We start from the raw sequence: 21,031 nt of genomic DNA on the forward strand, positions 1-21,031 counted from the left end.
ACTGTCGATGCCTGTAACAGGTAAATCAAGAATCAACTGGCTGTTCAAATACCGTGATTGGGTGGGGATAGGGCTATTGCTCGCAGCACTACTCAATGGCTACTTTCAATTCAATGGCAGCTGGGGGCGTTTTTTTACGGTACTTGCTGTTCAGTTATGGTTTGCTCAAGGTGTTTATAACTATTCAAGAGGGGCAACGGTTGCCATTGCACCCGGTGGATTAGGCCCGGATGCTGACCCCGCGGGGCGGGCGGCATTAGCAGTTTTTGCACTCTTTTTGTATGCGCTATTTTTCTTTTCGGATTATCGGTATTGAACTGTTGATTGAAAAGTTTTCTTTGATATTCGAACTGTTTTGGATATACCTATCAAAAAACCGGGCTGATGCCCGGTTTTTTTTACAAGTCGCTCAGCGAAACGCCGGCACCACATCCCTGATAAACAACTCCAGCGATTTCTTCTTCTCTGCATGCGGCAAGCTGTTGTCACACCAGAAACTGAACTCATCCACCCCCAGTTCCTGGTAATACTTGATGCGCGGAATAATCTCTTCCGGCGTACCAATCATTGCCGTCTTGTGCAGGCTCTCCAGCTCAAACTCCGGACGCCCGGCAAACTTCTCTTCCGGACTCGGAGCGAGGAAGCCGTTGACCGGTACTTCCTTGTTGCCGAACCAGGCATCGAAGGTGCGGTAGAAACGCGAGATGGCCTTTGCACCGACTTTCCAGCCGTCCGGATCGTCAGGCGAGTGCACATGGGTGTGGCGCAGCACCATCAGTTGCGGACGCGGCACGTCGGGGTTGTTGTCCAGCGCGGTCTGGAACTTGTTCTTCAGGTCGAGGACTTCTTCGTCGCCTTTCATCAACGGCGTGACCATCACGTTGCAGCCGTTGGCCACGGCGAAATTGTGCGAATCCGGATCGCGGGCGGCGATCCACATCGGTGGGTTCGGCTTCTGGATCGGTTTCGGCACGCTGGTTGAGGTCGGGAATTTCCAGATGTCGCCGTCGTGGGCGTAGTCGCCTTGCCACAGGGCGCGGACCACCGGGACCATTTCGCGCAGGGCCTGGCCGCCGCTGGAGGCGGGCATGCCGCCGGCCATGCGATCGAATTCGACCTGATAGGCGCCGCGCGCCAAGCCGACTTCCATGCGTCCGTTGCTGATCACGTCGAGCAGCGCGCATTCACCGGCCACCCGCAGCGGGTGCCAGAACGGCGCGATGATGGTGCCGGCGCCGAGGTGAATGGTGGTGGTTTTGGCGGCGAGGTAGGCCAGCAGCGGCATCGGGCTCGGCGAGATGGTGTATTCCATCGCGTGGTGTTCGCCGATCCACACGGTGCTGAAACCACCGGCCTCGGCCATCAGGGTCAGTTCGGTCAGGTCTTCGAACAGTTGGCGGTGGCTGACGCTTTCGTCCCAGCGTTCCATGTGGATGAACAGGGAAAATTTCATGACGCTTCCTCGGATCTTTTGTTGTTGAGGCTACAAAACCTGTAGGAGTGAGCCTGCTCGCGATAGCGGTGTGTCAGCAAACACATCGATATCTGATAAACCGCTATCGCGAGCAGGCTCACTCCTACAGTAATTCCGTTCAGGCCAGAACGGGCAGGGCGCCCATCTTGCCGTGGCAATACACCAGCGGCCCGGTGTGTTGCTCCGGGACGATCAGATTCTTCACCGCGCCGACCATGATCGCGTGGTCACCACCTTCATATTCGCGCCACAACTCACACTCGATGATAGCCGTCGCATTGGCCAGGATCGGGTTGCCCAGCTCGCTCAATGTCCACTCGATGCCTTGCGCCTTGTCCTTGCCTTTACGGGCGAAGGCATAGGCTTCGCTCTGCTGGCCACCGGAGAGGACGTGGATCGCAAAGCGCTTGTTCTTGATCAGTACAGGGTAGGAGTCGGAGCTGTAGTTGGGGCAGAACAGCACCAGCGCCGGGTCCATCGACAGTGAACTGAAGGCGCTGGCAGTGAGGCCAACGATCTGGCCGTCATCGTCCAGCGTGGTGATGACAGTGACGCCGGACGGAAACGAGCCCATGACTTGTTTGTAGATGGCAGCATCGATCATTGGGTGATCCTCGGGTGTTATGACGCGATTTTTATGTATTTGTTGGTCTGATGGTATACCAGTATTTTTTCTTTGCAAGGGCTTTTAGGCTGAACCGATAAACGTGGTGCTTTCGTCGGAAACTCAGCATTTATTGGGCTTGCGGCTGGCCTGCAGGCCGCAGGATCATTGAAGATGGCGTATCAGCTGGCGCCGTAAACTACGGATCAGTCTTGTGAAATGTTTGGAATACCATAATATGGTCTGCATCTGAGGGGCGACCAAAGAGTTCCCCCGGTTTGGCTTCATACAAAGATAAGAACAGACAAACTCGAGTTCATGCATATGTCCCAGATGTCCCGGCAAGATCCGTTGATCGAGAATCACACGGTCGACTACGTCCCACTCGCGGAACGCCACGGGAAGGCCCGCGACCTTTTCACCTTATGGTTCAGCACCAACATTGCGCCACTGCCGATCGTCACCGGCGCCATGGTGGTTCAGGTGTTTCATCTCGACTTGTTCTGGGGGCTGCTGGCGATTGCGCTGGGGCACCTGATCGGCGGCGTGGTGATCGCGCTGGCGTCGGCGCAAGGCCCGCGCATGGGCATTCCGCAAATGGTTCAGAGTCGTGGTCAGTTCGGGCGTTACGGCGCACTGCTGATCGTGTTTTTTGCGGCGCTGATCTACATCGGTTTTTTCATTTCCAACATCGTGCTTGCCGGTAAATCGATTGTCGGTATTGCGCCGTCGGTGCCGGCACCTTTGAGCATTCTGATTGGCGCGCTGGCGGCCACGGCGATTGGCGTGATCGGCTACAACTTCATTCACACACTGAACCGCATCGGCACCTGGGTGATGGGCAGCGCGCTGCTGGCCGGATTCATCTACATATTTGCCCATGACTTGCCGGCGGACTTCCTGACGCGCGGCAGTTTCAACCTGTCCGGCTGGCTGGCGACGGTGTCGCTGGGGATCATCTGGCAGATCAGCTTCTCGCCGTACGTGTCCGATTATTCGCGTTATCTGCCGGCGGATATCGGCATCGCCAAACCGTTCTGGGCTACTTATCTGGGCGCGACGCTGGGCACGATTCTGTCGTTCAGCTTTGGCGCGGTGGCGGTTCTGGCGACGCCGGAAGGCACCGAGGCGATGGTGGCGGTCAAGCAGTCCACCGGGTGGCTGGGACCGATTCTGATGGTGCTGTTCTTGCTCAACATCATCAGTCACAACGCGCTGAATCTGTATGGCGCGGTGCTGTCGATCATCACCTCGATCCAGACCTTCGCCAGCCAGTGGACGCCAAGCATCAAGGTACGCGTGGTGTTGTCGAGCGTGGTGCTGGCGGCTTGCTGCGTGGTGGCGCTCGGTGCTTCGGCGGATTTCATTTCGCAGTTCATCGGGCTGATTCTGGCGTTGCTGCTGGTGCTGGTGCCGTGGGCGTCGATCAACCTGATCGACTTCTATCTGATCAAGCGCGGAAGCTATGACATCAGCTCGATTTTCCGTGCGGACGGTGGCATCTACGGGCGCTTCAATCTGCACGCGATCATTGCCTACTTCATCGGCATCATCGTGCAGTTGCCGTTCGCCAATACCTCGCTGTACGTCGGGCCGTACGCCAATCTGGTGGACGGTGCGGATTTGTCGTGGCTGTTCGGCCTGGTGGTGACGGTGCCCCTGTATTACTGCCTCGCCACACGTGGGCAGACCCGGCAGAGCAGGGCGGCGCGGTTGAGTTATACCGACTGACCCGAACCTCAATATAACCGTGGCGAGGGAGCTTGCTCCCGCTGGACTGCGCAGCAGGCCCCTGCTTTTCTGAATTGAAGAGCGAGGTCCGCTGCGCGGCCCGGCGGGAGCAAGCTCCCTCGCCACAAGTGGTGTTTGCCAAGCCCTTGTGCATTCGTGCGGTCATTCATATTGGCCATTTCGATCCCCTTTTGGCCCATCCCCCACTGTGCCACGACCGCGTGGTCGGCAAGAATCAAAGCCATAACTAAACGCTGGACTTTGCTTGCCCTTGGCTACCTTTACAGCCGCTGCCGTGTACAGAACATAAAAACCATCGATCTCACGTCGCATTCCGGGGAAACAACCATGGTCACGATGAAACGCATTCTGGGTGCCACCGTGTGTGGGCTGACGCTGCTGGCCAGCGCGGTACACGCCGAGCAGCGCGAGCTGCGGGTCTACAACTGGGCGGATTACATTCTGCCGTCGGTGCCCAAGGATTTCGCCGCGAAGACCGGCATCAAAGTGACCTGGGACACCTTCGACACCAATGAATCGCTGGAGGCCAAGCTGCTCACCGGCAACTCCGGCTATGACCTGGTGGTGCCGTCGAACCAGTTCATCGACACCCAGATCAAGGCCGGTGTGTTCCAGAAACTCGACAAGTCGAAACTGCCGAACTGGAGCCATCAGGATCCGGAACTGCTCAAACTGCTGGACAAGAACGACCCCGGCAACCAGTACGGCGTGCCCTACATGTACGGCACGGTACTGATCGGTTTCAACCCGGCCAAGGTCAAGGCAGCGCTCGGCGACAACGCGCCGGTGGACAGCTGGGATCTGGTGTTCAAGCCGGAGAATATGGAGAAGCTCAAATCCTGCGGCGTGGCGATGCTCGATTCGCCGTCGGAAATTCTGCCGTTGGCCCTGCATTACCTCGGCCTCGACCCGAACAGCCAGAACCCGGCCGACTATGAAAAGGCCAAGGACCTGATGCTGAAGATTCGTCCGTACGTGACCTACTTCAACTCGGCCAAATACATGACCGACATCGCCAATGGCGACATCTGCGTGGCCATCGGTTACTCCGGCAGCTTCTATCAGTTCGGCAACCGTGCGAAAGAGGCGGGCAACGGTGTGGTGGTTGACTGGCGCTTGCCGAAGGAGGGCGCGCCGATCTGGTTCGATACCTTTGCCATTCCGAAGAGCGCGAAGAATGTCGAAGAGGCCCACGAATTCCTTAACACTTTGCTGGATCCGAAAGTCATTGCGCCGATCAGTGATTTCCTCGGCTACCCGAACGTGAACAAGGATTCGATGCCGCTGGTGAACAAAGATATCACCGGCAATCCGAACCTGACGCCAACGCCTGAAGCCCTGAAAACCCTCTACGTGGTCCAGCCACTGCCGCAGAAACTCGAACGCGTACGCACCCGGGTGTGGACCAGCATCAAATCCGACAAGTAACCACCCCCCCCGGCAGGCTGCGATCTTTTGATCTTGTTTTTCAGGAAGCAAAATCAAAAGATCGCAGCCTGCGGCAGCTCCTACAGGGATTGGGTTGGGTCTTCCTTGCGGGGGATGAGCAGGCTCAACACCACCGACCCCAGTATCACCCCACCGACCACCGCCAGCGACCATTCCACCGGCATGTGGAACCAGGGCATCAGCGTCATTTTGCCGCCGATGAACACCAGCACGATCGCCAGTCCGTACTTGAGCAAATGAAAGCGGTCAGCCATGTCCGCCAGCAAGAAGTACAGCGCCCGCAGGCCCATGATCGCGAAGATATTCGAGGTGAACACGATGAACGGATCGGTGGTGACTGCGAAGATCGCCGGGATGCTGTCGACCGCAAACATCAGGTCGCTGGCCTCGATCAGCACCAGCACCAGGAACATCGGCGTGGCCCAGCGCACGCCGTTCTGCAGCACGAAAAAGCGCTCGCCATGAAAGCCCTGGGTGATCCGCATGTGCCCGCGCACCCAGCGCAGCAGCGGATTTTTGTCGAGATCAGGTTGTTGCTCGGCAAACATCAGCATCTTGATCCCGGTGATGATCAAGAACACCCCGAAGGCATACAACAGCCATTCGAACTGCGACACCAGCCACACCCCGGCGAAGATCATCGCCGCGCGCATCACGATCGCCCCGAGCACGCCATACAACAGCACCCGACGTTGCAGTTCCGGCGGCACGGCGAAATAGCTGAAGATCATCACGAAGACGAACATGTTGTCGATCGACAGCGATTGCTCGATCAGATAACCGGTGAGGAATTCCAGCGTCTTGCGCTGGGCAATTTCGGCGCCGAATTCGCCGTGCAGATACCACCAGAGCAATCCGGCGAAGGCCAAGGCCAGTGCGCACCAGGCGATCACCCAACAGGACGCTTCCCGCACTGAAACGCGGTGCGCCTTGCGTCCGCCGAAGACGAACAGATCCAGGGCAAGCATGGCGAGGACGAAGACGATAAACGCGCCCCACATCCATGGTTCGCCGATGTTGATGTTGTCAGTTGGCATGGCAATCTCCCTGTCTTTTATGTCGTTGGAGGCAGACCGGGACATGCTAGCGAGGAGTGAATGCCAAGGAAAAATCGTATATTTCTGAGGCAGGATTCGATAAAAACGAAGTGTCTGGCTTTTTTGCGGCAGGCATCATTTGCAATGACGAACGGCATTCATGCGTGAATAGCAAAGAAATTTTTAGCGTGAATTCATTTGGAAGGCACAGCTGCCAAACACTGCGGGCAGGCACTTACCCGTTTGGCATTGATGCGTGTTTACGAATGACTTTCCTATTGTGGAGGATTTTAAAGAGGACCCGTCGCCCGCAGTTCTAATCTGCCCTCCACTTTGTAGGACGTTCCACCGGACTCTATTTGAAAATCAAATTCTGCGTAGATTGATTCTTTTATGTTGTCTCGCTTAAGTTTGATTTCGCCCTTGTCACTCGAAATGATCCCTCCAGCGGAAATGACGCTGGCACGCACACGGCTTTCGTCACCTTTCTCAATCGGGTATGTGCCGCTTTCGAGCTTCTGATCAATGATGATAGTAATCTGGTAGAAATCGTCCGCTGTGTGATGTCGGCCGATGACACTGACTGAACCGGGAACCAAGGAAGCATAAATAAACAGATTCGGTTCGAAACTCGGAATGGGCGGAAAATCAGGGGTGAATTTGGCTTTGTAGTATTTATCCTCGGGTTGCTGTTTTACTTTGATGGGTAATGGCTTCGAGTTTTCATCGACGCCAAGTTGTTTAAGCAGAATGGCATTGCTCATGGTTGCGTTCCTTCAGTGCTCAACGGTTTTTGGGGTTTCTAAATGAAAAGCCCATTGAGCGAGAACGTTACTCGCCGTCCTGTTCGACCGATACTGTCAGAACTATCAGTTGTCAGGTATGGGGGAGTGTGTTGGCAGGTGTGTAGTGATGCAGAAACGAGTGGGGTTAATGCGCCGAAAGCGGATTGAGACCCTATCGAGCCTCAATCCAACCCTCTCTGTTACTTGCCGGCAGTCAGCGCCGGAGTGCGCGGCGGCACCTGACGTTTCGAACCGGTCGCCTCAAACGCCGAGGCCAGACGCAGCAGATTCGAGTCATCGTAAGCACGACCGGCGAAGGTCAGACCAACCGGCATGCCGATGTCGGCCATGATCCCCATTGGTACGGTGACAGTCGGCACGCCGAGATGGCGGATCGCCAGGTTGCCGTTGGCGACCCAGATGCCATTGCTCCAGGCGATGTCCGCTGATTCCGGATTGATATCGGCATCTGCCGGACCAACGTCGGCGTTGGTCGGGAACAGCACCGCGTCGAGTTTCAGCGTATCCATCCAGTCTTCGAGGTCGAGCTTGCGGGTCTTTTCCAGGCCGCGCAGGCCGTCCGGCAGGGTCGGGATCTGGTCCCACGGGGTGATGCCGCGTTGGGCCATGCGCACGTATTCGTCCATGCCGGCGGCCAGATCGCCTTCACGGTTGGGCAGGGTGCCCGGGTCGTGCGGGAAGATTTTCGGCCCGTCGACATCGGCCAGGCGATTGAGCTTCGGATCACCGTTGGCGCGCAGGAAATCGTCGAAGGCCCAGGCCGACAGGTCCCACAGTTCGTGGTGCAGGAACTCCTTGGAGACGATGCCGCGATTGAACACGGTCGGTGCGCCGGGGCGGTCGCCTTCGCAGTTGGAGACCAGCGGGAAATCCACTTCGATGACTTCGGCGCCGGCCGCTTCCAGGGCTGCGCGGGCCTGTTTCCACAAATCGATCACCGAAGGGCGAGTGTTGATGCGCTGCCCGGTCGGGCCGCCGATGCCCGGCGCTTCGCTGGTGCCGGCTTCAGGGTCGGCATTGATGTACATCTTCGGCACACCGAGGCGTTTGCCGGCCAGTGCATTGGGTTTCACCGCCAGTTCGGCGTAGGACGCCGGGCGTACCGAAGCAACGCTCGGGATCGGCACCCACGGCTGCAGGCGCCACAGATCGCCACGGGTGTCGGGGTCTTCGGCGACCACCACATCGAGCACTTCGAGCAGGTCGGCCATGGTCCGGGCGTACGGCACCACCACGTCCATGGTCGGCGTCAGCGGCCAGTTGCCGCGCACCGAAATTACCCCGCGCGATGGCGTGTAGGCGCACAAACCGTTGTTCGATGCCGGGCCGCGACCGCTCGACCAGGTTTCTTCCGCCAGACCGAACGCCGAGAAACTCGCAGCGGTAGCGGTGCCGGCACCGTTGGACGAGCCGGAAGCAAACGGCGCGGTCAGGTAGGCCGCGTTGTAAGGGCTTTCGGCGCGACCATAGACGCCACGCTGCATGCCGCCATTGGCCATCGGCGGCATGTTGGTCTTGCCCAGGCAGATCGCCCCGGCGGCGCGCAGGCGTTCGATGGTGAAGGCGTCGCGATGCGCCACCAGATCGGCGAAGGCCGGGCTGCCCGAGGCGGCGGTCAGCCCCTTGACCAGATAGCTGTCCTTGGCGGTGTAAGGGATACCGTCGAGCGGGCCGAGGGTTTCGCCCTTGGCGCGGCGCGCATCGGACGCCTGGGCTTCAGCCAAAGCCTCGGGGTTGCGCACCACCACGGCATTCAGTGCGGTGGCGGTGTTCGGGCCATCGTAGGCGTCGATCCGGGCCAGATAGGCCTGCACCAGTTCAACCGCGGTGGTCTGGCCGGCGTCGAGCGCCGCGCGTAATTGAGCAATGGAGACTTCAGTGACTTCGATCATGCTGTTACCGCCGACAGGTTCGCTAAAGGGGTGGGTCATTATGGTTATGGTCGAAACGTGTAGAGAATTGCGTATGGACGAAACTCTACCCTGAACTTTGCCGAATGGCATGTGCTAATTCGATAAATATCGACAAACTCAACGAAAAAATTCCCCCGGTGTCTCGCCAAACTGTTGCCGGAAGGCCGCGATGAACGCCGAGGTCGAGTCATAACCGCAGGCCAGAGCCACGTCGGTGACGCGTTCGCCGCGTTCCAGCGGGGTCAGCGCGCCCAGCAGACGCAAGCGCTGACGCCAGGCGCGGAAGGTCAGGCCGGTGTCGCGCAAAAACAGACGGCTGAGGGTTTTCTCGGTGACGCCGAATTTTTCGCTCCAATGGTTCAGGGTGGTCTGCTGTTCCGGATGTTGCTCCAGGCTTTGATAGATCTGCCGCAGACGGCTGTCCTGCGGCAGCGGCAGCATCAGGTCGATCTGCGGTGCCTCGGCCAGTTGATCGAGGATCACCTGGGCCAGGCGGCCATGGGCACCGTTCTCGTCGTATTCCACTGGAACCTGACTGAACGCGCGGATCAGCTCGCGCAACAGGTCGCTGACGCCCAGCACATGACAACGCTCAAGCGCCCAGCCGGCCACGCTGCAATCGATGTACAGGCTGCGCATTTCGGTGTGCGGCGAGCTGAACACGCGGTGCGGCACGCCCGCCGGAATCCACACCGCGCGCTCCGGTGGCGCGATGAAACGCCCGGCGCCGGTCTGCACTTCGAGCACACCCTGAATCGCGTACGACAATTGCACCCACGGGTGACTGTGACGCCGGGTCAGTGCGCGATTGGGCAGCGATTCGGTGCGCCCGTACAGCGCACGCGGCAGGCTGGGCAGCCCGGGAATGCTGCGCCGGAAGCTTTTCTCGTGTCCTTTAGGCGGCATCTGTTGGCTCTTCGGCGTTAGTCGGTAATTCCTGCTCACGTTAGAGTCGCAGTCACGTACTGGCAACCCCCGGATGAACAGACCCATGACTCGCCCAAGATTCCTGCCCGACAACTTCACCCTGACCCTGATCGGCGTCGTGCTACTGGCCAGTTTTCTGCCGGCCAGCGGTCAGGTCGCGGTCGGGTTCGGCTGGCTGACCAACATCGCCATCGCGCTGCTGTTTTTCCTCCACGGCGCGAAACTGTCGCGTGAATCGATCATCGCCGGTGCCGGCCACTGGCGCCTGCACCTGTTGGTGTTCGGCCTGACCTTCGTGCTGTTCCCGCTGCTCGGCCTGGCGCTGAAACCGCTGCTGTCACCGCTGATCGGCGACAAGCTGTACATGGGCATGCTCTACCTCTGCGCGTTGCCGGCCACCGTGCAGTCGGCGATTGCCTTCACCTCGCTGGCCCGCGGCAATATCCCGGCGGCGATCTGCAGTGCGGCGGCGTCGAGTCTGTTCGGGATCTTCCTCACGCCGTTGCTGGTGACGCTGCTGCTGAACGTGCACGGTGACGGCGGTTCGACCCTCGATGCGATCCTGAAGATCAGCGTGCAACTGCTGCTGCCGTTCATTGCCGGGCAGATCGCTCGGCGCTGGATCGGCGCGTGGGTGGGGCGCAACAAGAACTGGCTGAAGTTTGTCGATCAGGGTTCGATTCTGCTGGTGGTGTACGGCGCGTTCAGCGAGGCGGTCAACGAAGGTATCTGGCATCAGATTCCAGTGGTCGATCTGCTGGGCCTGGTGGTGGTCTGCTGCATCCTGCTGGCGCTGGTGCTGTTGGCGTCGACCTTGCTGGGTAAGGCGTTCGGTTTCAGCCAGGAAGACCGCATCACCATTCTGTTCTGCGGTTCGAAGAAGAGTCTGGCCACCGGCGTGCCAATGGCGCAGGTGTTGTTTGCCGGCAGCACGATTGGTGTATTGATTCTGCCGCTGATGCTGTTCCATCAGATTCAATTGATGGTCTGCGCGGTGTTGGCGCAGCGCTATGCCAAACGGCCGGAATCGGTGCCGGAGTTGATGGCGCAGGTTGATCCATAAACACTGCTTCCCCTGTAGGAGCTGCCGCAGGCTGCGATCTTTTGATCTTGAAAGTCAAAAGATCGCAGCCTGCGGCAGCTCCTACAGGGGGATTTTCTCAATCCTGAGTCACGTGTTTCGGGCCGGCCAGTGCCCAGGCAATCAGGCCAAACAACGGCACGAACACGATGGCGATAATCCACACGCCTTTGTTGCTGCCCTTGCCTGCGCTCTTGCGCACGCGGTTGATCGCCCACAATTCGATGATCACAAGAACGACGGCGAGTACGATCCAGACGGGTTCAATTTGCATGGGCTACCTCCTGATGGTCTTTCAGTTAGGTGAGCCCAAGCGCGCAGGGTTCATTTAAATTGCGCCACTGCCTCCCGAATATTTCACCGCAGCGGCTGCCCGCGACGGCACGTTGAGCGTGCGCAATAGCGACGACACGTGGATGCGCACGGTGAACGGCGAGATATCCAGTTCCCGGGCGATCTCCTTGTTGGTCTTGCCTTGGGCGATCAGCCGCAACACATCCTGCTGACGCGGGGTGAGGGCGGTGCCGGTCTCCAGCGGCAGCAGCCCGGAAGGGGCGAACCTGACCAGCACTTCGCCTTCGCGGATCGCCAGAATCGCCTCGCCGATCTCATCCGGGGCAATGTTCTTGCCGATAAAACCGTCGATGCCGGCCGCCATCACTTCGCCGATCAACCCCTCGTCGTCGACCATCGACACCACAATCAGCGTGGTGCGCGGCAGTTTTCGGCGCAACTCGGCGAGTTGGCTGATGCAGGTCAGGCCGGGGAAGCGCAGATCGAGAATCAATGTGTCCGGCTCGCTGCCGGCGGGCAGCAAGGCCAGCACGGCGTCGAGGTCGCCGGCCTCCTCGATAGTCGCCTCGGGCAACAGGCGCTGCACGGTGCGCCGCATGGCTTCGCGAAACAACGGGTGATCGTCGGCTATGATGATGCGGCAAGTCATGACGTGACCCTCCCTGGATCAGCGTGGTTTACGGCATGCACCTTAGCACCGCAAGCGCAGATTGCCTGCCGACCGCTGCTGAATCTGACGACTGTCGCACAAGGACGTTGCCCATGAAGTTCGAGAAAAACACCGAGCTGGATCAGGCCAATCTGCGGATTATCATCGCCAGCATCGCCATGGTTTACATCTGCGTGCTCGGTGTCTTGCCGGGGCAGCGCTTCGATGTCTATCTGCCGGTGGTGGTCTACATCGCGCTGTTTCTGTTGGCGTCGATTGTCTTGCGCCAGGCCATCGCGCGCTGGCCAGGGCATTACCCGGCGCGGCGGATTTTCGCGATGATCCACGATTACACCGGCACCTGTTTCGGCCTGGTGCTCGGCGGTGAAGCGGCGTTGCCGCTGTACGCGGTGATCATCTGGGTCAACCTGGGTAATGGCATGCGCTATGGCTCGCGCTACCTGGCGATTGCCACCGGGTTGGCGCTGCTGGCGTTGCTGGCGGTCTATCGATTGACGCCGGTGTGGCAGGCGCAGCCGTACATGGTGCTGATGTTGATGCTCACCAGCACGGTGATTCCGTTCTACGCGCACTTGCTGCTGGAGCGCACGCGCAAGGCTTCCGAAGAGGCGGTCGCGGCCAATCTGGAAAAGTCGCGGTTTCTCGCTCAGGCCAGCCATGATCTGCGCCAGCCGATTCACTCCATCGGCCTGTTCACCGCGTGCCTGCGCGAGTCGCGGCTGGGCGAGCAGGAGCGGCAGCTGGTCGACAACATCGACCGTTCGCTGCTCAACGTCTCGCAGTTGTTCCGTTCGATTCTCGACCTCTACACCCTCGACAACGGGCGCATCCTGCCGAGGTTGCAAGTGTTCAATCTCGGCGAGTGGCTGGCCGACCTGATCCGCCAGAACGCCGAGGCGGCGCGCTGGGCGGGCGTGGAGTTGCGTCTGCGCCCCTGCCAATACTGGGTGCAGAGCGATCCGGCGTTGCTCGCGACCATGGTGCAGAACGTCCTGTCCAACTGCTTCAAGTACGGCGCGCAACGCCCGGTACTGATTGGCGTGCGCAGACGCGGCAGCGGGCTGGCCATCGTGGTTTATGACCGCGGCAACGGCATTGCCGAGGAGCACCTGCCGAAGGTCTTCGAGGAGTTTTATCGGGTGCGTCAGGTGCGCGACAAGGACGTGGAAGGGGTCGGCCTCGGGCTGTCGATCGTCAAGCGTCTGGGGCAGTTGATCGGCGTCGATGTGGCCTTGCGCTCGCAGCTTGGGCGCGGCACGGCGGTCACGCTGTATGGCTTGCCGGTGGCCGTGGCGCCGCAGTTGCCGGCCATGCGTGACGACGTGCGGCAGGCCGGCCTGTTGACCGGGCTGAAGGTGTGTCTGGTGGAGGATGATCGCAACGTCTTGCTGGCAACCTCGGCGCTGCTCGAGCGCTGGGGCTGCGTGGTGCAGGGCGAGTTGAGCGGAGAGAATCTGCGCACCGATTGCGACATCATCGTCGCCGACTACGATCTGGGTCCACATTCCACGGGTATCGAGTGCATTGACGAGGTGCGGCGCCAGCGGGGGTTTGCGGTGCCGGCGATGATCATCACCGGGCATGACATGGAAAAAATACAGGCGGCCTTGCACGACCGCCAAATTGCCATCCTGTCCAAACCGGTACGCCCGGCCGAGCTGCGCGCGACCTTGCGCAGCCTGCGCGACCGGCAAACCGAGCCGGCCGAGCAGGTTTGACTCAACGCTTGCAGAGATAGTCCTGAGTGATGGTGGTTTGCAGGCAGTTGAACTGGCCCATGGTGCGGCAGATGTTTTTCTCCGAACCGGTGACCTCGGCGTTCTTGTAGCCCCAGGTCTTGCAGCGCTCCATGGCGACAGTGAGGCCTTGCGCGGCGTTGGTCTGGCCGCTTTCGAACTGGCCCAGTTCATAGGAGACCTGAACCACGCCGTCGTTCTTGCTGCCGCCGGTGGCTTCCCACTGTTTGGGCGTGGCGCAGCCGGTCAGGGCGAGGGCAGTGAGGGTGAGAGAAGCAATCAGGATTTTCATGATGAAACGTAGTCCTTTACCGAGAAAATGAATTACTGAACCGGGATCGGTGAGGCGCCTTTCGGTAGGCACGACAGCGGCGGGGTCATGATGCCCATGCTCGCCACCGCGATAATCGCGCCGCTGGGCAACTCGCAGTTGTACTCGCCGGCCGGGGTATACGCGGTGTAGTAGGTGAGGGTGCTGTCGCTGCGGATGTTGTCGATTTTCGACACCGGTTTGCCGATGACCGTTTGCGCGCGCTCTTTCATGCTGGCTTCGGTGGGTTTGGCCGTTTGGCAACCGCTGGCGCCAAGCAGCAGGGCGCTGACGATCGCCACTTTGAGAAGGTTGGAATGCAGTTTCATGGTGTTTCTTCCTTGGTGTTGTTCTGATTTCCAGGCACAACGATCCCGCGCACTGCACAGCGGCAATGTTGGGGAACATCGGGGGTTGCGAGCGAATATAACGCCGGGTGGCGGGGCGGTCGATTAGCACAAATGTGCTAGTGCAGCGGTGGGAGAGGCGACCCAACGGGTCGCCCCGCACCGATTACTGAGGGGAATTGAACTGGTCGGAATAGCTGCCGGTCATCAGCGCCGAAGCGACGCGATCAGAGCCGACACCGACGCGTGAGTAGGCATACCGGTTGGCGCCGACCTTGTCGGTGCCATCGGAAGCCAGTGCGCCTGCGCCGACGTGATCGGAGCCATCGGACGCCACTGAGCCAGCGCCGACATGATCAGAGCCATCGGATGCTACCGCGCCAGCGCCGACATGATCAGAGCCATCGGATGCTACCGCGCCAGCGCCGACATGATCAGAGCCATCGGAGGCTACCGCGCCAGCGCCGACATGATCAGAACCGTCGGAAGCCACTGCACCAGCGCCGACATGATCAGAACCGTCGGAAGCCACCGCGCCAGCGCCGACATGATCGGAACCATCGGACGCCACTGCACCAGCGCCAACGTGATCGGAACCGTCCGAGGCGACTGCGCCAGCGCCGACATGATCCGAACCATCAGAGGCCACCGCCTGCGGCTGCGCAGCCCAAACCGTTGGCAACATCACGGTCGCCGCGACCGCAAGAATGGCGCCTGATAAAAGCGTGTGTTTCATGATTTTCTCCACGACCCATCAGCCACACAGCATTCCGTTGGCCCGGGGTTGACCTGATTGGCGATTGGCACGGGCGCACGGTAACGCGCACGGGTGTCGACGTATTGCATGAAACCGCGATAGCGAACTGGAAAGTATAGATCGTCAAACACGGGCCATGGCTGGCCGGGAGAGCAAGTGATAGTCGGTTAACTTCCTTGCGCCGGGGGGCTTGAAGGAAATCGGTCTAAAAACAGACGTCCATCACTGTGGGGCTTTTGCTAGCCTCAAAGGTGTAGGCGAACACGCAGACTGATGCGCAAACGGATAGCAAGGGGACGTGGGGCGCGTTCCGAAGGGTACACGGTTAGAAAGATCTCCGCGCTGAGATCCAGCCCTTATGCCGTGTGAGGCAGCAAAGCACCGCTCTTTTTTCATGGTTGCTTTTGTACTGTGAGAGGCCCGATAAACCTTGTAAGCCAGAGACCAGCACTGGCCGCCTGCTCGAACACCAAAGCCCGCATTGCTGCGGGCTTTGTCGTTATTGCAGGTTTAGATTCTCGTCAGCGCGTACGCCAGATCGGCGCGCAGGTCTTCGAGGTCTTCGACCCCCACCGACAGACGCACCAGGCCGTCGCCGATGCCCAGTTTGGCGCGGGTTTCAGCTGGAATGGTCGCGTGGGTCATGATCGCCGGGTGCTCGATCAGGCTTTCGACGCCGCCCAGGCTCTCGGCCAGGGCAAAGATCTTCACGTTTTCCAGAAAGCGCCGAGCGCCTTCCAGATCACTGTTCAGATCCACCGAGATCATCCCGCCAAAACCATGCATCTGCCGCTTGGCCAACTCGTGCTGCGGGTGCGACGGCAGGCCCGGGTAGTAGACGCGTTTGACCTGCGGTTGCTGCTCCAGCCACTTGGCCAGTTCCAGCGCGTTGCTGCAATGACGCTCCATGCGCAGCGCCAGGGTTTTTACCCCGCGCAGAGTCAGGAATGCATCGAACGGCCCGGAAATCGCGCCGACGGCGTTCTGCAGGAAACCGAGTTTGTCCGCCAGTTCGGCATTCTGCCCAACCACCGCGATACCACCGATCACGTCGGAGTGACCATTCAGGTACTTGGTGGTCGAGTGCAGCACGATGTCGAAACCCAGCTCCAGCGGGCGCTGAATGTACGGGCTGGCGAAGGTGTTGTCGGCAACGCTGATGATCCCGCGTGCACGGCAGATGCGCGCAATCGCGGCCAGATCCGACAGGCTCAGCAGCGGGTTGGTCGGCGACTCGACAATCACCAGCCGTGTGTCGTCCTGCAGCGCCGCTTCGAACGCCGCCAGGTCAGTCAGATCGACGTAGCTGAAACGATGCCCGGCACTGCGTTGACGCACCTTGTCGAACAGGCGGAACGTGCCGCCGTACAGGTCATTGCCGGAGATCACGTGCGAACCGGCATCGATCAGTTCGAGCACGGTGGAAATGGTCGCCAACCCGGAAGCGAACGCGAACGCGCGAGTGCCACCTTCCAGATCCGCCACGCAACGCTCCAGCGCAAAACGCGTCGGGTTGTGCGAGCGCCCATAGTCGAAGCCCTTGTGCACGCCGGGGCTGTCTTGCAGGTAAGTGGAGTTGGCGTAGATCGGCGGCATCAGCGCGCCGGTGGTCGGGTCAGGCTCTTGCCCGGCATGGATCACCCGGGTCGCGAAGCCTTGGGATTTATCGTCGTGCTGACTCATGCGAGGGATCTCCGTAATTGGTTGAGCATGTCGGTGCGGGTAATCAGGCCGTGGAAGCCTGAAGCATCGGCGATGATCGCAACGAGGCCGCGACTGAGCACCGCTTCCAGCTCGGCAAGGTTGGCACCGGGGGCGAGGGTTTGCAGTTTGTCGGTCATCACGCTGGAGACCGATTGACTGAAGCGCGCGGCGTCTTCGTGCACCGGCAGCAGGATGTCGGATTCGTCGATCACCCCGACCAGTTGTTTGCCTTCAACCAGCACCGGCAGTTGCGAAACATCGGCCAGGCGCATGCGCTGGAACGCGGTCAGCAGGGTGTCGTCGGGACCGACGCTGATCACGCGGCCGTCTTCGAAACGACGAGCGATCAGATCGCGCAGGTCGCCATAGCGTTTGCGCTGCAGCAGGCCCTGATCGGTCATCCACTGGTCGTTGTAGACCTTCGACAGATAGCGCGTGCCGGTGTCGCAGACAAAGCTGACCACGCGTTTCGGCTCGGTCTGTTCGCGGCAATAACGCAGCGCGGCGGCGAGCAGGGTGCCGGTGGACGAACCCCCGAGAATGCCTTCGGCCTTGAGCAACTGACGGGCATGGTCGAAGCTTTCTTCGTCGCTGATCGAGTAGGCGTGGCGCACGCTGCTGAGGTCGGTGATCGACGGAATGAAATCCTCACCGATGCCTTCTACCGCCCATGAACCGGGGGTGGGCATCGTGCCGTCACGGCTGTATTGCGCCATCACCGAACCGACCGGGTCGGCGAGGACCATTTGCAGATCCGGCTGCACACGTTTGAAGAAACGGCTCAGGCCGGTCAGCGTGCCGGCGGAACCGACGCCAACCACGATCGCGTCCAGGTCATGCTCGGTCTGCGCCCAGATCTCCGGCGCAGTGCTGCATTCGTGGGCCAGCGGGTTGGCGGGGTTGTTGAACTGGTCGGCGAAAAACGCGCCGGGAATGTCTTTGGCCAGGCGTGCAGCCACGTCCTGGTAATACTCGGGATGGCCCTTGCCGACGTCCGAGCGGGTAATGTGCACTTCGGCGCCCATGGCTTTGAGATGCAGGACTTTCTCGGTGGACATTTTGTCCGGGACGACCAGCACCACGCGGTAGCCTTTGGCCCGGCCGACCAGCGCCAGGCCCAGACCGGTGTTGCCGGCGGTGGCCTCGACGATGGTGCCACCCGGTTGCAGGCGCCCGTCGCGTTCAGCGGCATCGATCATCGCCAGACCGATGCGGTCCTTGATCGAGCCGCCGGGGTTTTGTGATTCCAGTTTGAGAAACAGTGTGCAGAGGCCGGTATCGAAGCGGGTAACCTGTACCAGCGGCGTATTGCCGATCAGCCCAAGTACGGCAGGGCGTGAATCCTTTGACATTTCTTCACCTCTTGTAGTGGTGTTGATCGCGTTCCATTCGCGGGGAAAAGCTCGCGTGCAACATAGGCGCAGACATGATCTGTCGCAACCTTTAGTCAGTCGCTGCTCCAGCCATTTCGATCTAACCATAGAACAGAATCGCAGCCTGCAAGGGCCCGGTTTCAGAGGGTTTACATCAAGGCGCCATCGAGTATTCAAAGGGCGTCGTGACTGTGCTCGATAGCTTGATTCGCGCAGGAATATCCTGCAGGGCCAATCGTGTTTTCTGCGGCATGCAGTTGATAGCTGATCATGAGAGAAACTTGTGATCATCAAGATTAAAATGAGTTTGTTTCACTATCGCTCGATCTCGACAATGGCGCCATCAACAAGACATTGGAGTTGTTTGTCATGGCACTGGCCCATTCCCTCGGATTTCCGCGCATCGGTCGCGACCGCGAATTGAAGAAAGCGCAAGAGGCGTTCTGGAAAGGAGAACTGAACGAGGCCGGCCTGCGTGAAGTGGGTCGTGAATTACGCAAGACCCACTGGGACCTGCAGAAAAACGCCGGCATCGAGCTGCTGCCGGTGGGCGATTTTGCCTGGTACGACCAGGTGCTGACCCACTCGCTGATGTTCGGGGTGATCCCCGAGCGCTTCCGTCCGCACGACGGCAAAGCCACGCTGCAGACCCTGTTCGGCATGGCCCGTGGTGTCAGCAACAGTTGCTGCGGCGGTGCGCACGCGCAGGAAATGACCAAGTGGTTTGACACCAACTACCACTATCTGGTCCCGGAATTCAGCGTCGATCAACAGTTCCAGCTCGGTTGGGAACAGTTGTTCGAAGAAGTCGAAGAGGCCCGTGCCCTCGGCCATAACGTCAAACCGGTGATCATCGGCCCTCTGACTTATCTATGGCTGGGCAAGGCCAAAGGCGCCGAGTTCGACAAACTGGAACTGCTTGATCGCCTGCTGCCGCTGTACGGGCAGATCTTCGCCCGGCTGGCCGCACTCGGTGTGGAATGGGTGCAGATCGACGAGCCGATTCTGGTGCTCGACTTGCCGCAGGAATGGAAGAACGCCTTCGAGCGAGCCTACAACCAGATCCAGCGTGATCCACTGAAAAAACTGGTCGCCACCTATTTTGGCGGTCTGGAAGAAAACCTCGGGCTGGCTGCCAATCTGCCGGTCGATGGCCTGCACATCGATCTGGTGCGTGCGCCGGACCAGTACCCGACCATCCTCGATCGCCTGCCGGCTTACAAAGTGCTGTCGCTGGGTGTGGTCAACGGTCGTAACGTCTGGCGCTGCGATCTGGAACATGCGCTGGCGACTTTGCAGCATGCGCATGAACGTCTGGGTGATCGGCTGTGGGTCGCGCCGTCCTGCTCGTTGCTGCACAGCCCGGTGGATCTGGGTCGCGAAGACCAGCTCGATGCCGAGCTGAAAAGCTGGCTGGCGTTTGCCGTGCAGAAGTGCGAGGAAGTCGCGGTGCTGGCGCAGGCGGTCAACGAGCCGGAAGCGCCGAAAGTGCTGCGCGCCTTGGCCCAAAGCCGCTCGGTACAGACCAGCCGCGCCGCCTCGCCACGTATTCACAAACCGGCAGTGCAGGCCCGTGTCGCGGCCATTACCGCGCAGGACAGCCAGCGCCAATCGCCGTTTACCCAACGTATCGCCAAGCAGCGCGCCGGCCTCGATCTGCCACTGTTCCCGACCACCACCATCGGATCGTTCCCGCAGACCGCGTCGATCCGTCTGGCGCGTCAGTCGTTCAAGCAGGGCAAGCTCAGCGAAGCCGAATACACCGAAGCCATGTACAGCGAGATCCGCCATGCGGTGCAAATCCAGGAGCAACTGGGCCTCGACGTGCTGGTGCACGGAGAAGCCGAGCGCAACGACATGGTCGAGTACTTTGCCGAGCAACTGGACGGTTACGTGTTCACCCGTTTCGGCTGGGTGCAGAGCTACGGCTCGCGTTGCGTGAAACCGGCGGTGATTTTCGGTGATCTGAGTCGTCCGCAAGCCATGACCGTGGACTGGATCCGCTACGCCCAGGGCCTGACCGACAAGGTCATGAAGGGCATGCTGACGGGGCCGGTGACCATGCTGATGTGGTCGTTCCCTCGCGAAGACGTGTCCCGTGAGGTGCAGGCGCGGCAACTGGCGCTGGCAATTCGTGATGAAGTGGTGGATCTGGAGGCCGCCGGAATCAAGATCGTGCAGATCGACGAAGCCGCATTCCGCGAAGGTCTGCCATTACGCCGCGCGCAGTGGCAGCACTATCTGGATTGGGCCACCGAAGTGTTCCGCCTGTGCGCCTCGGGGGTGCGTGACGAAACCCAGATTCACACCCACATGTGCTACAGCGAATTCAACGATGTGATCGAGTCCATCGCGGCAATGGATGCCGACGTGATCACCATCGAAACCTCGCGCTCGGACATGGAATTGCTCGACGCCTTCGAAGCGTTCGCCTACCCGAACGAGATCGGCCCGGGCGTCTACGACATCCATTCGCCACGGGTGCCGGATGCCTCGGAAATGGCTAACTTGCTGCGCAAGGCAGCGCTGCGGATTCCGGCCGAGCGGTTGTGGGTCAATCCGGATTGCGGTCTGAAAACCCGTGGCTGGCCGGAGACTGAGGCGGCGTTGGTGCACATGGTCACGGCTGCCCGTCAGCTGCGCAAAGAACTGGCCTGAGGAGACAACCACAAAACCCTGTGGGAGATTCTATGTTGCTCAGCAACCCTAGAATCTCAAACTGATCGGTATTCGCCCTGATTCTTCATCAGGGCGAATGCCACTCGGCAGAGCTTGCGAGCAAGAGCTACCAATGCCT

19 protein-coding genes are annotated in these 21,031 nt (G+C 60.0%); 6 read left to right on the top strand and 13 right to left on the bottom strand.

Annotation, left to right across the window (positions count from 1 at the left end):
• Positions 1 to 7: 7 nt before the first annotated feature.
• Complete coding sequence (locus ACU680_RS24995; protein WP_367084240.1) at positions 8 to 316, top strand: hypothetical protein; 309 nt, start codon at positions 8 to 10, stop codon at positions 314 to 316.
• 93 nt (positions 317 to 409) lie between these two features.
• Here ACU680_RS24995 and ACU680_RS25000 read toward each other — a convergent pair whose 3' ends face one another.
• Both ACU680_RS25000 and ACU680_RS25005 read right to left on the bottom strand, forming a co-directional pair.
• Complete coding sequence (locus ACU680_RS25000) at positions 410 to 1,453, bottom strand: LLM class flavin-dependent oxidoreductase (protein WP_448180804.1); 1,044 nt, start codon at positions 1,451 to 1,453, stop codon at positions 410 to 412.
• 139 nt (positions 1,454 to 1,592) lie between these two features.
• The gene (locus ACU680_RS25005) at positions 1,593 to 2,078 is read right to left on the bottom strand and encodes a flavin reductase family protein (protein WP_003225754.1); all 486 of its coding nucleotides are present in this window, start codon (positions 2,076 to 2,078) and stop codon (positions 1,593 to 1,595) included.
• A gap of 324 nt (positions 2,079 to 2,402) precedes the next feature.
• Between ACU680_RS25005 and ACU680_RS25010 the strand changes: the two genes are divergently transcribed.
• Positions 2,403 to 3,809, top strand: a complete 1,407-nt coding sequence (locus tag ACU680_RS25010) for a purine-cytosine permease family protein (RefSeq protein WP_448180805.1) — start codon at positions 2,403 to 2,405, stop codon at positions 3,807 to 3,809.
• 348 nt (positions 3,810 to 4,157) lie between these two features.
• Positions 4,158 to 5,258 carry a polyamine ABC transporter substrate-binding protein gene (locus ACU680_RS25015; protein WP_448180806.1) on the top strand — a complete coding sequence of 367 codons (1,101 nt, stop codon included), beginning with the start codon at positions 4,158 to 4,160 and terminating at the stop codon, positions 5,256 to 5,258.
• A gap of 80 nt (positions 5,259 to 5,338) precedes the next feature.
• On the opposite strand, the gene ACU680_RS25020 is transcribed toward ACU680_RS25015, so the two are convergent.
• From ACU680_RS25020 to ACU680_RS25035, 4 genes are all read right to left on the bottom strand, one after another.
• Complete coding sequence (locus ACU680_RS25020) at positions 5,339 to 6,316, bottom strand: TerC family protein (protein ID WP_448180807.1); 978 nt, start codon at positions 6,314 to 6,316, stop codon at positions 5,339 to 5,341.
• 290 nt (positions 6,317 to 6,606) lie between these two features.
• The gene (locus ACU680_RS25025) at positions 6,607 to 7,080 is read right to left on the bottom strand and encodes a hypothetical protein (protein WP_448180808.1); all 474 of its coding nucleotides are present in this window, start codon (positions 7,078 to 7,080) and stop codon (positions 6,607 to 6,609) included.
• A gap of 221 nt (positions 7,081 to 7,301) precedes the next feature.
• On the bottom strand, positions 7,302 to 9,014 hold the full coding sequence (locus tag ACU680_RS25030; protein WP_367084245.1) for an amidase: 1,713 nt from the start codon (positions 9,012 to 9,014) through the stop codon (positions 7,302 to 7,304).
• Positions 9,015 to 9,152: 138 nt separating this feature from the next.
• The gene (locus tag ACU680_RS25035) at positions 9,153 to 9,941 is read right to left on the bottom strand and encodes an AraC family transcriptional regulator (RefSeq protein ID WP_448180809.1); all 789 of its coding nucleotides are present in this window, start codon (positions 9,939 to 9,941) and stop codon (positions 9,153 to 9,155) included.
• Between the two features lie 85 nt (positions 9,942 to 10,026).
• Between ACU680_RS25035 and ACU680_RS25040 the strand changes: the two genes are divergently transcribed.
• Positions 10,027 to 11,025: a bile acid:sodium symporter family protein gene (locus tag ACU680_RS25040; protein WP_064587897.1), complete on the top strand. Its 999-nt coding sequence runs from the start codon at positions 10,027 to 10,029 to the stop codon at positions 11,023 to 11,025.
• Between the two features lie 97 nt (positions 11,026 to 11,122).
• Here the strand turns inward: ACU680_RS25040 and ACU680_RS25045 are convergent, their stop codons facing one another.
• Positions 11,123 to 11,317 carry a PLDc N-terminal domain-containing protein gene (locus tag ACU680_RS25045; protein WP_007965735.1) on the bottom strand — a complete coding sequence of 65 codons (195 nt, stop codon included), beginning with the start codon at positions 11,315 to 11,317 and terminating at the stop codon, positions 11,123 to 11,125.
• Between the two features lie 54 nt (positions 11,318 to 11,371).
• The gene (locus tag ACU680_RS25050) at positions 11,372 to 11,986 is read right to left on the bottom strand and encodes a LuxR C-terminal-related transcriptional regulator (protein WP_007965734.1); all 615 of its coding nucleotides are present in this window, start codon (positions 11,984 to 11,986) and stop codon (positions 11,372 to 11,374) included.
• 113 nt (positions 11,987 to 12,099) lie between these two features.
• On the opposite strand from ACU680_RS25050, the gene ACU680_RS25055 reads away from it, so the two are divergent.
• Entirely contained in the window at positions 12,100 to 13,725 is a 1,626-nt protein-coding gene (locus ACU680_RS25055; protein WP_448180810.1) for an ATP-binding response regulator, read from the top strand.
• 1 nt (position 13,726) lies between these two features.
• Here the strand turns inward: ACU680_RS25055 and yecR are convergent, their stop codons facing one another.
• The 5 genes from yecR to ACU680_RS25080 form a co-directional block, all read right to left on the bottom strand.
• Entirely contained in the window at positions 13,727 to 14,035 is a 309-nt protein-coding gene (gene yecR, locus ACU680_RS25060; RefSeq protein WP_007965732.1) for a YecR family lipoprotein, read from the bottom strand.
• 32 nt (positions 14,036 to 14,067) lie between these two features.
• Positions 14,068 to 14,382, bottom strand: a complete 315-nt coding sequence (locus tag ACU680_RS25065) for a hypothetical protein (RefSeq protein ID WP_108590560.1) — start codon at positions 14,380 to 14,382, stop codon at positions 14,068 to 14,070.
• Positions 14,383 to 14,566: 184 nt separating this feature from the next.
• Positions 14,567 to 15,136, bottom strand: coding sequence for a phage infection protein (locus ACU680_RS25070; protein WP_448180811.1), 570 nt, complete (start codon positions 15,134 to 15,136; stop codon positions 14,567 to 14,569).
• 531 nt (positions 15,137 to 15,667) lie between these two features.
• Positions 15,668 to 16,840: a cystathionine gamma-synthase gene (locus ACU680_RS25075; RefSeq protein ID WP_448180812.1), complete on the bottom strand. Its 1,173-nt coding sequence runs from the start codon at positions 16,838 to 16,840 to the stop codon at positions 15,668 to 15,670.
• Entirely contained in the window at positions 16,837 to 18,213 is a 1,377-nt protein-coding gene (locus ACU680_RS25080; RefSeq protein ID WP_448180813.1) for a pyridoxal-phosphate dependent enzyme, read from the bottom strand. The genes ACU680_RS25075 and ACU680_RS25080 overlap by 4 nt, the downstream gene beginning before the upstream one ends.
• Before the next feature lie 390 nt (positions 18,214 to 18,603).
• On the opposite strand from ACU680_RS25080, the gene metE reads away from it, so the two are divergent.
• Positions 18,604 to 20,892: a 5-methyltetrahydropteroyltriglutamate--homocysteine S-methyltransferase gene (metE, locus tag ACU680_RS25085; protein WP_448180814.1), complete on the top strand. Its 2,289-nt coding sequence runs from the start codon at positions 18,604 to 18,606 to the stop codon at positions 20,890 to 20,892.
• Positions 20,893 to 21,031: the final 139 nt, after the last annotated feature.

The sequence above is a fragment of the Pseudomonas sp. LF020 genome (genome assembly GCF_053456425.1).

What these genes read in the sequence shown, in the direction of transcription:
- ACU680_RS25045 (WP_007965735.1), bottom strand. Translation starts at nt 11,317, where the DNA reads ATGCAAATTGAACCCGTCTGGATCGTACTCGCCGTCGTTCTTGTGATC.
- ACU680_RS25040 (WP_064587897.1), top strand. Translation starts at nt 10,027, where the DNA reads ATGACTCGCCCAAGATTCCTGCCCGACAACTTCACCCTGACCCTGATC.
- ACU680_RS25075 (WP_448180812.1), bottom strand. Translation starts at nt 16,840, where the DNA reads ATGAGTCAGCACGACGATAAATCCCAAGGCTTCGCGACCCGGGTGATC.
- ACU680_RS25080 (WP_448180813.1), bottom strand. Translation starts at nt 18,213, where the DNA reads ATGTCAAAGGATTCACGCCCTGCCGTACTTGGGCTGATCGGCAATACG.
- ACU680_RS25065 (WP_108590560.1), bottom strand. Translation starts at nt 14,382, where the DNA reads ATGAAACTGCATTCCAACCTTCTCAAAGTGGCGATCGTCAGCGCCCTG.
- ACU680_RS25070 (WP_448180811.1), bottom strand. Translation starts at nt 15,136, where the DNA reads ATGAAACACACGCTTTTATCAGGCGCCATTCTTGCGGTCGCGGCGACC.
- yecR (WP_007965732.1), bottom strand. Translation starts at nt 14,035, where the DNA reads ATGAAAATCCTGATTGCTTCTCTCACCCTCACTGCCCTCGCCCTGACC.
- ACU680_RS25050 (WP_007965734.1), bottom strand. Translation starts at nt 11,986, where the DNA reads ATGACTTGCCGCATCATCATAGCCGACGATCACCCGTTGTTTCGCGAA.
- ACU680_RS25020 (WP_448180807.1), bottom strand. Translation starts at nt 6,316, where the DNA reads ATGCCAACTGACAACATCAACATCGGCGAACCATGGATGTGGGGCGCG.
- ACU680_RS25015 (WP_448180806.1), top strand. Translation starts at nt 4,158, where the DNA reads ATGGTCACGATGAAACGCATTCTGGGTGCCACCGTGTGTGGGCTGACG.
- ACU680_RS25025 (WP_448180808.1), bottom strand. Translation starts at nt 7,080, where the DNA reads ATGAGCAATGCCATTCTGCTTAAACAACTTGGCGTCGATGAAAACTCG.
- ACU680_RS25055 (WP_448180810.1), top strand. Translation starts at nt 12,100, where the DNA reads ATGAAGTTCGAGAAAAACACCGAGCTGGATCAGGCCAATCTGCGGATT.
- ACU680_RS25005 (WP_003225754.1), bottom strand. Translation starts at nt 2,078, where the DNA reads ATGATCGATGCTGCCATCTACAAACAAGTCATGGGCTCGTTTCCGTCC.
- ACU680_RS25035 (WP_448180809.1), bottom strand. Translation starts at nt 9,941, where the DNA reads ATGCCGCCTAAAGGACACGAGAAAAGCTTCCGGCGCAGCATTCCCGGG.
- ACU680_RS25030 (WP_367084245.1), bottom strand. Translation starts at nt 9,014, where the DNA reads ATGATCGAAGTCACTGAAGTCTCCATTGCTCAATTACGCGCGGCGCTC.
- ACU680_RS24995 (WP_367084240.1), top strand. Translation starts at nt 8, where the DNA reads ATGCCTGTAACAGGTAAATCAAGAATCAACTGGCTGTTCAAATACCGT.
- ACU680_RS25000 (WP_448180804.1), bottom strand. Translation starts at nt 1,453, where the DNA reads ATGAAATTTTCCCTGTTCATCCACATGGAACGCTGGGACGAAAGCGTC.
- ACU680_RS25010 (WP_448180805.1), top strand. Translation starts at nt 2,403, where the DNA reads ATGTCCCAGATGTCCCGGCAAGATCCGTTGATCGAGAATCACACGGTC.
- metE (WP_448180814.1), top strand. Translation starts at nt 18,604, where the DNA reads ATGGCACTGGCCCATTCCCTCGGATTTCCGCGCATCGGTCGCGACCGC.